This is a genomic window from Leisingera sp. ABM4_103 (assembly GCF_056158685.1).
Genome location: NZ_JBSWTU010000005.1, coordinates 3,707,767 through 3,721,446, shown reverse-complemented (window position 1 = coordinate 3,721,446; position 13,680 = coordinate 3,707,767). Strand labels below are relative to the sequence as shown.

12 protein-coding genes are annotated in these 13,680 nt (G+C 61.8%); 7 read left to right on the top strand and 5 right to left on the bottom strand.

All coding sequences use genetic code 11. The features are described from left to right. Positions 1-214 precede the first annotated feature (214 nt). The 3 genes from prfB (at position 215) to ACXAED_RS20045 (ending at position 3,900) form a co-directional block, all read left to right on the top strand. Positions 215-1,342, top strand: a complete 1,128-nt coding sequence (gene prfB / locus ACXAED_RS20055) for a peptide chain release factor 2 (RefSeq protein WP_475052744.1) — start codon at positions 215-217, stop codon at positions 1,340-1,342. 199 nt (positions 1,343-1,541) lie between these two features. Next, the gene (locus ACXAED_RS20050; protein WP_475052743.1) at positions 1,542-2,945 is read left to right on the top strand and encodes a calcium-binding protein; all 1,404 of its coding nucleotides are present in this window, start codon (positions 1,542-1,544) and stop codon (positions 2,943-2,945) included. 184 nt (positions 2,946-3,129) lie between these two features. Beyond that, positions 3,130-3,900, top strand: a complete 771-nt coding sequence (locus ACXAED_RS20045) for a DUF2189 domain-containing protein (protein WP_475052742.1) — start codon at positions 3,130-3,132, stop codon at positions 3,898-3,900. A 2-nt stretch (positions 3,901-3,902) separates the two neighbouring features. Here the strand turns inward: ACXAED_RS20045 and ACXAED_RS20040 are convergent, their stop codons facing one another. Further along, positions 3,903-4,661 (bottom strand): helix-turn-helix domain-containing protein, encoded by a 759-nt coding sequence (locus ACXAED_RS20040; RefSeq protein ID WP_475052741.1) that lies wholly within the window; start codon positions 4,659-4,661, stop codon positions 3,903-3,905. Positions 4,662-4,798: 137 nt separating this feature from the next. Between ACXAED_RS20040 and ACXAED_RS20035 the strand changes: the two genes are divergently transcribed. Beyond that, a complete protein-coding gene (locus tag ACXAED_RS20035; protein ID WP_475052740.1) occupies positions 4,799-5,293 on the top strand; it encodes a hypothetical protein in 495 nt (164 codons plus the stop codon). A 32-nt stretch (positions 5,294-5,325) separates the two neighbouring features. Here ACXAED_RS20035 and ilvN read toward each other — a convergent pair whose 3' ends face one another. Together ilvN and ACXAED_RS20025 are read right to left on the bottom strand one after the other, a co-directional pair. Further along, a complete protein-coding gene (ilvN, locus tag ACXAED_RS20030) occupies positions 5,326-5,886 on the bottom strand; it encodes an acetolactate synthase small subunit (RefSeq protein ID WP_475052738.1) in 561 nt (186 codons plus the stop codon). Between the two features lie 89 nt (positions 5,887-5,975). After that, the gene (locus ACXAED_RS20025; RefSeq protein ID WP_475052736.1) at positions 5,976-7,727 is read right to left on the bottom strand and encodes an acetolactate synthase 3 large subunit; all 1,752 of its coding nucleotides are present in this window, start codon (positions 7,725-7,727) and stop codon (positions 5,976-5,978) included. A 405-nt stretch (positions 7,728-8,132) separates the two neighbouring features. Here ACXAED_RS20025 and ACXAED_RS20020 point away from each other — a divergent pair, with 405 nt between their 5' ends. The 3 genes from ACXAED_RS20020 (at position 8,133) to ACXAED_RS20010 (ending at position 11,329) form a co-directional block, all read left to right on the top strand. Next, a complete protein-coding gene (locus ACXAED_RS20020; protein WP_475052734.1) occupies positions 8,133-8,984 on the top strand; it encodes a HalD/BesD family halogenase in 852 nt (283 codons plus the stop codon). A gap of 77 nt (positions 8,985-9,061) precedes the next feature. Continuing rightward, the gene (locus ACXAED_RS20015) at positions 9,062-10,063 is read left to right on the top strand and encodes a hypothetical protein (protein ID WP_475052733.1); all 1,002 of its coding nucleotides are present in this window, start codon (positions 9,062-9,064) and stop codon (positions 10,061-10,063) included. 120 nt (positions 10,064-10,183) lie between these two features. Beyond that, on the top strand, positions 10,184-11,329 hold the full coding sequence (locus tag ACXAED_RS20010; protein ID WP_475052731.1) for a lytic murein transglycosylase: 1,146 nt from the start codon (positions 10,184-10,186) through the stop codon (positions 11,327-11,329). 27 nt (positions 11,330-11,356) lie between these two features. Here the strand turns inward: ACXAED_RS20010 and ACXAED_RS20005 are convergent, their stop codons facing one another. Together ACXAED_RS20005 and ACXAED_RS20000 are read right to left on the bottom strand one after the other, a co-directional pair. Continuing rightward, entirely contained in the window at positions 11,357-12,001 is a 645-nt protein-coding gene (locus ACXAED_RS20005) for a response regulator transcription factor (protein ID WP_475052729.1), read from the bottom strand. A 61-nt stretch (positions 12,002-12,062) separates the two neighbouring features. After that, entirely contained in the window at positions 12,063-13,490 is a 1,428-nt protein-coding gene (locus tag ACXAED_RS20000; protein WP_475052728.1) for a cache domain-containing protein, read from the bottom strand. Positions 13,491-13,680 lie beyond the last annotated feature (190 nt).

Below are 13,680 nucleotides of genomic sequence, written 5' to 3'. Positions count from 1 at the left end.
GTGCAGTGGCGGCCGCCCGCCGGAAAACAATGCGGGAACAAGCGTTAACTGGTCTGTGTTAAGGCCGCGTTTTAGCGCGCCGGATTCTGCGTGGTATTTTAGGATGTTTTTCCGCAGCGCCGGCGGGGCAGGGCGTGGCGGCTTGCGAGCGGCGCAAGGGTGGTTTATCACGCAGGCCTGACCTGAGATTGCCCGGATATTGCAAGGACACCCCATGCGCGCGGAAACCCAGAACATCGTGGCGGAGATCGAGAAGTCGCTGGAGCTGCTGGCTCAGCGGATGAATTGGGAAACCGCCGAATTCCGCCTGGAGGAATTCAACGCACGGGTCGAGGATCCGAACCTGTGGGACGACCCTGAAGCCGCACAAAAGCTGATGCGCGAGCGCCAGGCACTGGTGGATTCAATCGATACCTACAAGGGGATCAAACAGGATCTCTCCGACAATATCGAGCTCATCGAGCTGGGAGAGATGGAGGAGGACGAAGACGTCGTCAAAGATGCCGAGGCGGCGTTGGGCGCTCTTAGGGAAAAGGCTGCCGAGAAGGAGCTGGAAGCGCTCTTGGACGGTGAGGCCGACGCCAACGACACTTTCCTGGAGATCAACGCAGGCGCTGGCGGCACCGAAAGCTGCGACTGGGCCTCGATGCTGGCGCGGATGTATGTCCGCTGGGCCGAGAAGAAGGGCTACAAGGTCGAGCTTCAGTCCGAGAGCGCGGGCGACGAGGCGGGCATCAAATCCGCCGCCTACAAGATTTCCGGCCACAACGCTTATGGCTGGCTGAAATCCGAGAGCGGTGTGCACCGGCTGGTGCGGATCTCACCCTATGACTCGGCGGCCAAGCGGCACACTTCCTTCAGCTCTGTCTGGGTCTACCCGGTGGTGGACGACAATATCGAGATCGAGGTGAACCCGGCCGATATCCGTGTCGACACCTACCGCTCCTCGGGCGCGGGCGGCCAGCACGTCAACACCACCAACTCGGCGGTGCGGATCACCCACATCCCGACTGGCATCGTCGTGACTTCGTCCGAGAAGTCGCAGCACCAGAACCGCGACATCGCCATGAAGGCGCTGAAATCGCGCCTGTATCAGCAGGAACTGGACCGCCGCAACGCTGCCATTAACGAGGCGCATGAGGCCAAGGGCGATGCCGGCTGGGGCAACCAGATCCGCTCCTACGTGCTGCAGCCGTACCAGATGGTGAAGGACTTGCGCACCCAGCATGAGACCTCTGACACCAAAGGGGTTCTGGATGGTGATCTGGATGGGTTTATGGCGGCGACACTGGCGATGAATGTCTCCGGTAAAAGCCGTTCCGAGGCCCAGGGCGAAGAGTGATCCTGGCCGCCGGTTTGATCTGGCGGCAAAAGGAGGCGGCACCTGCTGAGTGCACTGCAAGCTCCGGCTGACCAGCCGGAGCTTATTTCGTTGGCGAAACCGCTCGCAAGCTATCGAAATCGCCACCTTGTCCGTCCGGGCCAGAAGCATTTTGCTGGAGAATGCCAAGGTTGGTGTTCGTGGTTCGAGGGGGGGTATCATGGCACGGGTTGATCTGAACTTGCTGTTTGACGGTGAAACCGCCATTCCCCGGCTTGATGGCCAGGACAGTGTTACGTGGTTCGACCGCTTTTTGAACACCTACAATGTCTTTGAGAGCAATGCAGACAACAGGCTGGTGGCTGATGCCGGCCTCACCGGGCAAGACTGGACGGCCAAGATCGTCCGGTTCGGCGGCGCTGCGGAGAATAACCTGACCAAGATCACCGATTTGGACGGCGGAACTGGCCGCCGGATCGATTATCTGGAGCTGGGCTACAACTCCAGAGTGGATCTGGATTCGACCCGCGCGCGGCAAATCAACGGCTGGGACGGGAAAAAGCACGAAGTCAAACTGGGTGAAAACCAGGAAGGCAGCACGTTTTCCATCCATCTCTTTGCAGAGGAGAATATCGTCACCACCGGCAATGCGTTTGTGTTCAACATCGAGACCGGCCTTGGCGGCAGCACAGCGGACAGGGCCAAGGGGGATGTGATCACCATTGGTACCGGCGGCGCGGGTACCGTTCGCACCAGTGCTGGTGATGACCGGGTTGTGGTCCGCGATGGGTTTGCGGACTTCGTCAGCACCGGCGATGGCAGCGATACAGTTGTGATCGGCCAAAGCGGCGCTGCCGTGGTCCGCACGGGCGACGGCAAGGACAGTGTCAGAACCGGCAATGCCTTTGTCGAGCTGATATCCACCGGCAATGGGCGTGATACGGCGGAAATCGGGGCCGGGGGCGCGGGCTTGGTCCGGCTGGGGAGCGGCAGGGACCTCGTCAAAGTCTCCGAGGCCGATCCCAGCACGGGCGTTCAGATCAATGGCGGCGGCGGCAGAGACACATTGGACTTTTCGAACGTCTCAAGCGGAGTGGTGTTTTCCCTAAACCTGTCCGGGGCGTGGCAGAACCCTGGCGCACCGGGCGGCAAGCTGGACGCAGAAGGGACCGGGTATGTCCAGGCTACATCCATCGAGAACCTGACCGGCACAGTAAAAGGGGACAAGCTGACGGGGGACGGCGGCGCGAACCTACTTGCTGGGAAAGGGGGCAATGACCGGCTGGCTGGGCTGGCTGGCGCGGACACGCTGGCAGGCGGAGGCGGTGACGACAGGCTCGCGGGCGGCCGCGGCAAAGACACCCTCAATGGCGGCGGGGGCAACGACACGCTGACCGGCGGCAGCGGCGCTGACACATTTGCCTTTAGAGCCGGGGACGACTTGGTCCGGGACTTCGCGGATGGCACCGACATCCTGCAGATCCGCGGTCACAGCGGCGGCTTTGGCAGCCTTGGCATCGCAGACAGCGGCGGCGACCGCCTGATCACTCACGACGGCGGGACGGTGCGGCTGGAAGGCGGCGCGGGTCTTGCGCTGACGGCGGACGATTTTGTCTTTGTCTAAGCGCGGGCTGATTTGTGCCAGCCGGAAAGACGGGCGTAACAGCCCGTCTTTTTCCCGAGGCGGCACGGACCGGCTGTTCGGCAGGACCGGCAACTGCATTCTAAATATATATCTGGAAAGTATTTTTTACAGCGGGCTTCGCGGCTAGGCTAAAAGGCATAGGAAACCGGGAGGATAAACCGCGATGACCACAGAAAAGCCCTTTGGGGTGCCGGAGCTGCGGCCCGCTGCCATGCCGATGCTGTTCGAGGCGCTGCGGCGGGGCTGGGCTGATTTCCGGGCCAAGCCGCTTTACGGGCTGTTCTTTGCCGGATTTTACGTGCTGGCAGGCTGGGCAATGGCCTGGATCACCGTACAGACGGGGACCACCTACTGGCTGGTCCTGGCAGCCATCGGCTTTCCGCTGATCGGCCCCTTTGCCGCGGTGGGGCTTTATGAGGTGTCTCATAGGCTTGAGCAGGGGCAGCCGATTGCCTTTGGCGGGATCCTTGGTGTGGTTCTGCAGCAAAGCCGCCGTCAGCTGCCCTCAATCTGCGCCATCATCGTTGTGGTATTCCTGTTCTGGTTCTTTCTCGGCCATATGATCTTTGCTCTGTTCATGGGGCACGCGACCATGACCAATGTCTCCAGCTCAGCAGAAGTGCTCATGACCGTGAACGGGCTGACCATGCTGGCAGTCGGAACTGTTGTCGGGGCACTGTTTGCACTGCTGCTGTTTATGATCACGGTGATTTCCCTGCCGCTGCTGCTGGACAGAGAGGTGGACTTTGTCACCGCGATGATCACCAGCTTTCAATATGTGCAGCAGAATTTCACGGTGATGATGATCTGGGCCGCGCTGATTGCCGCCGTTACTTTTGCCGCGCTGCTGCCTTGGTTCCTGGGTCTGTTCCTGGTGCTGCCGCTTCTGGGCCACGCCACCTGGCACATCTACCGCCAGGCAGTTGCGCAATAGCGTCAGCGGAAGGGCTGGCCGGTGTTCAGCAAGCGGCGGTGGAAGGGGAGCAGATCCGCCTCGTCGGCAAAGCCGGAACTGCGCGCAGCGGCCAGCACCTGTCCGGTGTCGCGGCCCAAGTGTTCGTAAACCATCCGCGTTACCCGCTCTCCGGTCTGGCTTTCGCGGACGGTGCGGGCAACGTAGCCGGACCAGAAATTGTTCTCCAGAGAGGCCTCGCGGGCCAGATAGTTGAAGGAATACGTCATCGCCCTGCGCCGCGCGATCACGAAGGCCACGCCATCCTCGTGGCGGCTGATATAACCGCGGAATTCGCGCACTGCCGGTGTCGCCGGAAGCCCCTGGCTGTACATCGCCTCTTTGGCTTCGAACCCCTTGATGTAGGTTACGCCCCCGTCGCGGAACACATAGGCCAGACCGATCACGAACTTATCGTCATTAATGAAGCTGCGGCGGGTAAAACGGTAAAACCCGGACGGGAATAACTCCTCGCTCAGCCGCTGCACGCCACGGCCCAGGAAATCCGCAAGAAAAGCTCCATTCACCACCTGGCCGGCTTTGGAGAGTTTTTCCACCGGGTCCAGAAGAATCCGGGCATCAACTTCAAAGAAGCGGCAGATACGGTCCAGCACATCCGGGCGCGGAAAGCTCTCTCCGGAAAGGTAACGGTTGAATTGAGTGCGGTTGATGCCAAGCTGGCGGGAAAGTTCGGAAACCGACGGGTATTGCCGCGACAATTGGCGCAAATTGGCCCCGAACATGTTCCTCAAATCAGCTGGCGAACGGTTCTGGTTGTTCATTTCTGGCCCTGACGGTTCGAATTTTTGCGATGCATTTGCGGCGCTTCCAGGCTGAGTATGCCACACTCCGGCTGTGAGGCGTCAGCAGTCGTTCCCCGTTGGCGTCACGCCTGTTGCTAATTCACGTCATAACGTGTGTCAAGCCGACACAAAATGAAATGGCTCAGTGCGGATTTTACCATGTTGGCGTCACCTCAATTGTTTCAAAATCAGTGAGCGGCAATGCGAGGACTGGTATGATTGGAGTCGTTTTATGGCGGGATGAACCCCTGACGAAAGCCGTAATCTGGTGTGAAGATCAGGGGGACCTCGCGTTCTTTTCAAATGTAGCTGGGGCAGAGATTCCGGAATATAACCCGGGGGACTGGGTTGAATTCGATCTGTCCATTAGCGGGAATGTCAGGATTGCCGAAAACCTTACGGTCCTGATCGAACAAGGCAGCCCGGACCTGGCGGACCGGCTGTCAGCAGCGGAGGCTTGCGGTTCTGACGCCGGCACCGCGGACAAGGGCTTTGGCAGCGTGGTTCCCTTTCCGCTGAAAACAGAAAAGAAGCGGAGCGCTTCCGCACCGCTTCAGGCCAGCCAGGGCTGAAGGCCGGCGCTGGCCCCAGGCCGGCGGCAGGGTTAGTTCCCGCGCAGCAGCGCGGCAACGCCGGTGCGGGCGATCTCGGCCAGGCCAAGCGGCCGCATAAGCTCTGCAAAGGCGTCGATCTTGTCCGGCGCGCCGGTGATCTCAAAAACAAAGCTGTTCAGCGTGCTGTCGACCACATTGGCGCGAAAGATATCCGCGAGGCGCAACGCCTCGACCCGCTTGTCGCCTTCGCCTGTCACTTTCAGGATCGCCAGTTCCCGCTCCACCGCGACGCCTTCGACCGTCAGGTCGTGCACGTCCCGGACGGACACAATGCGGCCCAGCTGCGCCTTGATCTGCTCGATCACTTGCGGGGTGCCGGTGGTGACAATGGTGATGCGGCTTAGGTGCCCGGTGTGGTCCACCTCGGCCACCGTCAGGCTTTCGATGTTGTAGCCGCGGCCGGAAAACAGGCCGATGACACGGGCCAGAACGCCCGGCTCGTTTTCCACCAGCACCGCGATGGTATGGCGTTCCTGCACGTCCGAAAACGTCGGGCGCAGGTTATAGGCAGAATGGCGGGTGGAGCCTTTTTTGATATGCAGGGCAGACATCAGTCGCCGTCCTTTCGTTTGTCGCTGCCAAAAGCTTTCAGAAAACTTTTGGCAAAATTCTTCATAAGAATTTTGCGGCCCGGCCGCGGTTACACCAGCACTGCGCCGCCGGCCTGGATGACGCCTTGCGTCTCGGCTTCGCCCAGCAGCATCTCGTTATGCGCCTTGCCCGACGGGATCATCGGGAAGCAGTTCTCGTGCTTTTCCACCAGGCAGTCAAAGATCACCGGACCGTCGTAGTCGATCATTTCCATGATCGCATCATCCAGGTCCTTGGGATCGCTGACACAGATGCCCTTGGCACCAAAGGCCTCCGCGAGTTTAACGAAGTCGGGCAGCGCCTCGGACCAGCTGTGGCTGTAACGCTCGCCGTGCAGCAGTTCCTGCCACTGGCGCACCATGCCCAGGCGCTCGTTGTTCAGGATGAACTGCTTGACCGGCAGGCGGAACTGCACCGCGGTGCCCATTTCCTGCATGTTCATCAGCCATGACGCCTCACCCGCGACGTTGATCACCAGCGCATCCGGATGCGCCATCTGGGCGCCGATCGAGGCGGGGAAGCCGTAACCCATGGTGCCGAGGCCGCCGGAGGTCATCCAGCGGTTGGGATCCTCGAAACCCAGGTACTGCGCCGCCCACATCTGGTGCTGGCCGACCTCGGTGGTGACATAGCGGTCACGGCCCTTGGTGAGCTCCTCCAGCCGCTGCAGCGCATATTGCGGCTTGATGGTTTTTTCGGAGTTCTTAAACGACAAGCAGTTGACCGCGCGCCACTCGTCGATCTGCTTGTGCCATTTGGCCAGCGCCTCGCGGTTCACCTTGCGGCCGCGCGACTTCCAGACTTTCAGAATGTCTTCCAGCACGTGCGCCACATCGCCGACGATCGGAATGTCGACCCGGATCACCTTGTTGATCGAGGAAGGGTCAATGTCGATATGCGCCTTTTTCGACTTGGGGCTGAAGGCGTCGATGCGGCCGGTGATCCGGTCGTCGAACCGCGCGCCGATGTTGATCATCAGGTCGCAGCCGTGCATCGCCATGTTGGCCTCGTAAAGACCGTGCATCCCCAGCATGCCCAGCCAGTTCTTGCCGGACGCGGGGTAGGCACCCAGGCCCATCAGCGTCGAGGTGACGGGAATGCCGGTGCCATCCACCAGCTCACGCAGCAGCTGGCTGGCCGCGGTGCCGGAGTTGATCACACCGCCGCCAGTATAGAAGACCGGGCGCTTGGCGGTTTCCAGCGCTTCGACCAGTTCGGTGATAGCCTCCATGTCGCCCTTGAGCTGCGGCTGGTAATGCGAGGCTGCCGGTTTCGGCGCCTGGTATTTGCCGTTGGCGAACTGCACGTCCTTGGGGATGTCGACCAGAACCGGGCCGGGACGGCCGGACTTGGCAACATGGAAGGCTTCGTGCAGGGTGCCGGCCAGCGCGTCGGTATCTTTGACCAGCCAGTTGTGCTTGGTGCAGGGGCGGGTGATGCCCACGGTGTCAGCTTCCTGGAAGGCGTCCGAGCCGATCATGAAAGTCGGCACCTGGCCGGTCAGAACCACGATCGGGATCGAGTCCAAGAGCGCATCGGTAAGGCCGGTCACCGCGTTTGTGGCACCCGGACCGGAGGTCACCAGGACAACGCCGGGCTTGCCGGTGGAGCGGGCATAGCCCTCAGCCGCGTGGACCGCGCCCTGTTCGTGCCGCACCAGGACGTGGCGGATGTCATTTTGCAGAAAGATCTCGTCATAGATCGGCAGCACGGCGCCGCCAGGGTATCCGAAGACTACGTCCACACCCTGATCCTTCAGGGCCTGAACAACCATTTTCGCGCCGGTCATCTCACGTGTCATCTGCTTTTTGCTCCAATTGGCGGCATCGTCATTACGCATAAAAAAAGCCCCCGATTTCAAGTCGGAGGCGCATGGGTTCGATTATGGTCAACCGTCACCGGCCCATGCGCTTGGTTCCTACGATTACGACTAGGGTGGTCACGTCCACAGGCTCCTCGTTGCGTTGCAGCGGACATTATGGGCGCCGGACAGGGGCGTCAACCGGCAAACGTGTCAAAAAGGCCCTGCGCGGGGACATTTTCTTGCTTGTGACCCTGGGTGCGGCGAAATATCCGCGAAAGCAGCCGCGCGCTGAGGCGTCAAATCGTTCAAATCCGGCACGCCAGTGTCCCGTTTGTGCCAGAACGCTGCCCCGGCAGCAGGCAAGCTCAATTTCAGCTTGAGGTAAAGGAAAAGGACGCGGACATGGTTCAACTCTCCGATCTGGTGGATCTTGGGCGGTATCCGATCGACCGGCCCGGCTCCAGCGCCTATGACCGGCTGATCGCGGACCTGCAGCGCGATCTCGCAGCGGACGGCTGCGCGGTGCTGCCCGGTTTTGTGCATGAGGCAGGGATTTCAAGGCTGGCGGCAGAGGCCGATGCGGTGGCAGACAACGGGCACAAGTCCTTCAGCCGCACCAATGCCTATTTCTCCAAGGACGACAGCACCTTGCCGGAGACCCACCCGGTACGGCAGTTCTATGACCGCTCTAACGCCTTTATCCCGGCCGACAATTTCGGTGCGGAAAGCCCGCTGCGCGCGATCTACGAATTTCCCGGCTTCATGCCCTTTATCCGCGAGGCGCTGGGAGAACCGGAGGACCGGTTCTTCCGCTATGACGATCCGCTGGCCGATGTGATCATCAACATGGTCGAGGCGGGGCAGGGCTTCCCCTGGCACTTCGACACCAACAATTACACTGTGACGCTGGCGATTCAAAACGGTGAGGGCGGCGGCGGGTTCGAATATGCGCCGATGCTGCGCACCCCGGCGGATGAGAATTACGATGGGGTTGCGCGAGTTCTGGCGGGCGGCTCGCCGCTGGTGCGAAAGCTGGAACTGCAGCCAGGCGATCTGCAGATCTTCCGGGGCCGCTACTCCCTTCACCGCGTTGCTCCGGTCGAAGGTCCGCGCAAACGCTATGTCGGCATCTTCTCCTTTGTCGAGCAGGAGGGAATGTGCGGCGGGGTTGAGCGCACCCGGCAGCTATATGGGCGGGTGCTGCCGCGTCACTATGAGCGCGAAGGGCTGCGTGCCGACGCGCTGCGGGATTAACTGCAAATGCTTCGGAGGACTGGACCTGCAAGGCGGGTTCTGGATACTCATTTCAGTTTCTTGCAAGGAAGCCGCCGGTGCCCCGAGTTATAATCCATTTGCGCAGAACGTATCTGGAGCAGGATCTCTCGCGCGGTTTCCTGCAGCTTTTCGGTGTGATCCAGAACATGCTGGCGGCAGAGGGCACCGGTTGTGAGTTCCGGGCCATTTCGTCCGATATCACAAGCCGTTCCAGGCATGTTCCAGACCGCCGCTTCGAGGACGGTAATCTGCACATACTGAATGACCGGCAGGTGCAGATGCCCAATGTGCTGAATGCCGCCTTGGCGTATTTTGACGGCTTCTGGCACCTGGATCCGCACGGCACCCGCGAATTCAGCCCGGCCGCTTCCAGGGAGTTCCGCGAGGACATGATCCCGTACCAATACGCCAAGCGGTTCTACGGGCGGCTCCAGAGGACGTGGAAAGACACGCGCCGGACCCGTTACAGTGCTCCGCGAGAGCGGCAGGACATTCCGTTGGGGTGTATCTCTGTCTTCTTTCAGGGGTCTTACCCTTTCAAGGCCGGGACAACCGGTTTTACCGATATCGCCATGCTGCAGGATGTGCTGCAGGGAGCGGACGGCCGGACCGTGCTGGTCAAGCCGCACCCCAGGCTGGCGGATATCGGAACCATGGCAGAACTGGCAGAGATTGCGGCCAGGGACAGCCGGGTGATGATATCTGGCGCCAACATCCACGACATTCTCGCCGCCAGCTGCGCGACGGTTTCGGTCAACTCTTCCGTGGCGATCGAAGGGTTTCTGCACCGTACGCCGGCCATTCTCTATGGCAAGTCCGACTTTCACCACATGGCAGAAACTGTCACCGGGCCGGGGCAGTTTGCCGAAGCGCTGCAGCGGGCGCAGACCCGTACCGGCGGCTACGCGCAATTCATGACCTGGTACTTCCGGAACAATTGCCTCGAAATCGGCGCTCCGGACTTGGAACAGAGGATATGGGAGATTTTTGCCCGCGCAGGCTTCCCGCGGGAGCGGCTTGCAGCGGGGGAGGCGCCGGAGCTGACAGCGGGACAATAGGGCGGCAGGTCTCCGCCCTGGCGCAATTCCGGACCTTGGCGGCCCGGCAGGTTTCTGGCAGCCTGTGATGCAAAAGCCCTGAAGCAAGGGGCGCGGCATTCACCAGAACGGGCAGACAGCATGAACATCACACGGCGTCATTTCGGGTTTGGTCTTGCAGCCTTTGGGCTGACGGCTTGCAGCAGCACAGTGCCTTCCGCGGGCAGTTCCCGCGTCTCCGGCCTGCCAGCGGATCTGCGGCCCGTGCCCAACGCGGGTTATGACCGGTGGGTGGCCGCCTTCCGGTCCCGGGCTGAAGCCAGGGGCATTGCCCCGTCCACCCTGCGCGCCGCCTTCCGCGGGGCAGGGTATCTGCCGGGGGTCATCAAGCGCGACCGCAACCAGACCGAATTCAAGCGCTCGCTGGAGGATTACCTCTCCATCGCCGTCTCGGACGAGCGGCTGTCCAAGGGCCGCGCCGCCTTTGCCCGGTATGGTGCTACCCTGCGGGCGCTGGAGCGGACTTACGGTGTCGATGCGGAAATCATCTGCGCCATCTGGGGGCTGGAGAGCTTCTTTGGCGAGCGCCGCGGTGATGTGCCGGTGATCTCAGCTACCTCGACGCTGGCCTATGACGGGCGGCGCGGGTCGTTCTTTGAGAAACAGCTGCTGGCCGCGCTCAGGATCCTGCAGAACGGTGATATCACACCCGCCCGGATGACCGGCAGCTGGGCAGGCGCCATGGGGCATACCCAATTCATCCCGACCTCTTACCAGGCTTTTGCGGTGGACTTCACCGGCGACGGGCGCCGCGACATCTGGTCGGAGGATCCCAGCGACGCACTGGCGTCTACGGCTGCCTATCTGCAAAGGAACGGCTGGACCCGCGGGCTGAAGTGGGGCGGAGAGGCCGGGGCGTCCGGCGCCCCCGCAGGCCGCATCATCCAGCCGCAGGCAGGCGGGCCGAAGTTTGCGGTCACCAGCAACTTCAACGCCATCAAGCGCTACAACAACTCAGATGCCTACGCGATCGGGGTGGGGCATCTGGCAGACCGCATCGCCGGGGGCGCCCCATTGCGCGCCAGCTTCCCGCCGGACAAATACGGGCTGACCAAGGACGACCGCATTCTGCTGCAGAAGCGCCTGACCGCCAGAGGTTTTGACACCGGTGGCGCAGACGGGGTGCTTGGGCCGAAAAGCCGCGCAGCGATCAGCGGATATCAGTCAAGCCGGGGCCTTCCCGCAACCGGGGAGCCGTCACAGGCGCTGCTGGCGAGTTTGAGATAGGAGCAGTCTGAGATCTGAGGTGACGGTTCAGAACCCGGCGCCGGTGCCTTGCAGCACCCCGTGCTCCAGCGCATAGCGGGTCAGCCCGGCGGTTGAGGATATGCCCAGCTTGCGCTTGATGTTCTTGCGGTGTGTCTCGACGGTTCTGACGGAGATATCAAGCGCTTGGGCGACTTCCTTGTTGGACTTGCCCTGCGCCAGCTCCAAGAGGATGGTCTGCTCCCGCCCGGTCAGCGCCTCGCGGGTGTCGTCGCCCTTGGGCTTCAAGGATCCGGCTGCGCCGGTGCAGAGATAGGTCTGCCCCTCCATCACCGCGTCGATGGCCTGCTTGATTTCCTCGGTGGGCACGTCCTTCAGCACGTACCCCATCGCGCCGTGGCTGAGCGCGGTTGAGATATATTCGGTGCTGTCGTGCATCGACAAGATCAGGATGCGGGTGCCCGGGTGCTGTTCCAGGATAATCTCAGTGGCGCTGAGACCGCCCAGCTTGGGCATATTCAGGTCCATCAGCACCACATCCGGCGCCAGCCGGCCCATCTGCTCGACCGCATCGCGGCCGTCCGTCAGCGAGCCGACCACCTCGATGTCATCATAGCTTTCCAGGATCGACTGGATGCCTTCGGCCACCATCGGGTGGTCATCCACGATCAGAACCTTCACCGGATCAGCCATCCTTCCCCCAATGCAGCTTTCCGTTAACCAGGTGCCTTGCACCTCGCCGTATCCTCCCCGGTCACGGCAGTTGTGCAGACGTTCCCTCCTCGCCCGGCGGCAGCAAATGGCTGAGAGGCAGGCTTGCCTCAATCACCGTGCCGCTTTGGGTGCCCCGTGATGACAGAATGCGCAAGGTGCCGTCAAGCTGCTCGATCCGTTCCTGCATGTTGCGCAGCCCGATCCCGGGGCCGGTGCGCGCGTCCCTGGGCGGCAAGCCGCGGCCATTATCGGTGATCCGCATGGTGGCGCCTTTGGTATGGCCGCGCAGGTCGATGCTGACCTTAGTGGCCTCCGCATGGCGCTCGATATTGGTCAGCGCTTCCTGGGCGATACGGTAGAGCGCGATCTTGGAGTCCTGGTCCAGCCGGTTGCGGAAGACCACGGTAGAGAATGCCGTCTCGATCCCCGTTCGCGCTGCAAAGTCATCGGTCAGCGCTTTCAGCGCGGGACCGAGCCCCAGATCGTCCAGCACACCCGGGCGCAGGTCGCGGCTGATACGGCGCACTTCGGTGATGGCGGTCAGCAGGTTTTCCGTGCCCTTTTCGAGCGGCGCCACCGCGCCCTCGCCATCGCCGCGGGTCAGGCGGCGGCGGGTGTTGTCCAAGGCATAGCGCACCCCCACCAGCAGCTGGCTGATCCCGTCATGAAGCTCCCGCGCCACGCGGCCGCGCTCTTCCTCCTGGGCGTCGAACACCCGCTGGGTCAGTTCCTTGAGCTTGGCATCGGCCAGCCGCCGCTCGCGGATGTTCAGGAACATGCCGGAGCCAAAAACCAGCATCAGCGAAATCAGGGTGATGGCACCAATATAAATGAACGTGCGCCGCACGCGCGCCTCCACCTCGGCGCGCGAGGCGGCCACCGTGGCCAGCACATCGTCGATGAACACGCCGGTGCCAATGGCCCATTGCCAGTCCTGCAGGCCCAGCACATAGGCGATCATCTGCGCTTCTTCCCCTGTCGAGGGCTTCTCCCAAGTGAAGCTGTGCCAGCCGGCGCCGTCGCGGGCCAGGCGGATGAACTCATCCACTACCGGCACGCCCGCGCTGTCGGTCAGGCCTGCCCAGTTTCGGTTGATGAACTCGGTCTGCCGCGGGCTGACCAGATTGGTGCCGTCGTAGTCGTAGACAAAGAAGAACCCGTCCTTGCCGTAGATCATCGCGCTGAGGATCTGCGCCACCTGTTCCTTGGCCTGCGTATCGTCCGGTGCCGCCAGGCCATAGATATGGGCAAAGCCGTTGCGGGCCTGGGTCACGTAGTTGCGCAGTTCCGCCTTCTTGGCCTCCAGGAGCTGCACCTCCAGCGCCTGTATCTCGCGCTCCGCCAGAGCGCGCGACTGGTAGCCCACCAGAACCGCAATCGCTGTGCCCGCCACGATCAGCGGCAGGGTCATCAGAAGCGACAGTTTCTGCGCGTAGGTAGGGCGCAAAAGTGTTTCGAACAGGCGCATAAGCGGGGTCCTGGAATTGGTCAGATTCTTGTACCGAATCATTGCGCAGCCGCCCAGAGGAATCAAAGAGGCGGGGCACGTTCGCACCCTTTGCATGTGCTTAACCCTGCCAATTCGCGCAAGAAATGCGTCAACTTCTCCCTCGCAACCGCGAAAAACGTGCCGTTCTACGCAGTACTAGGTATTCACA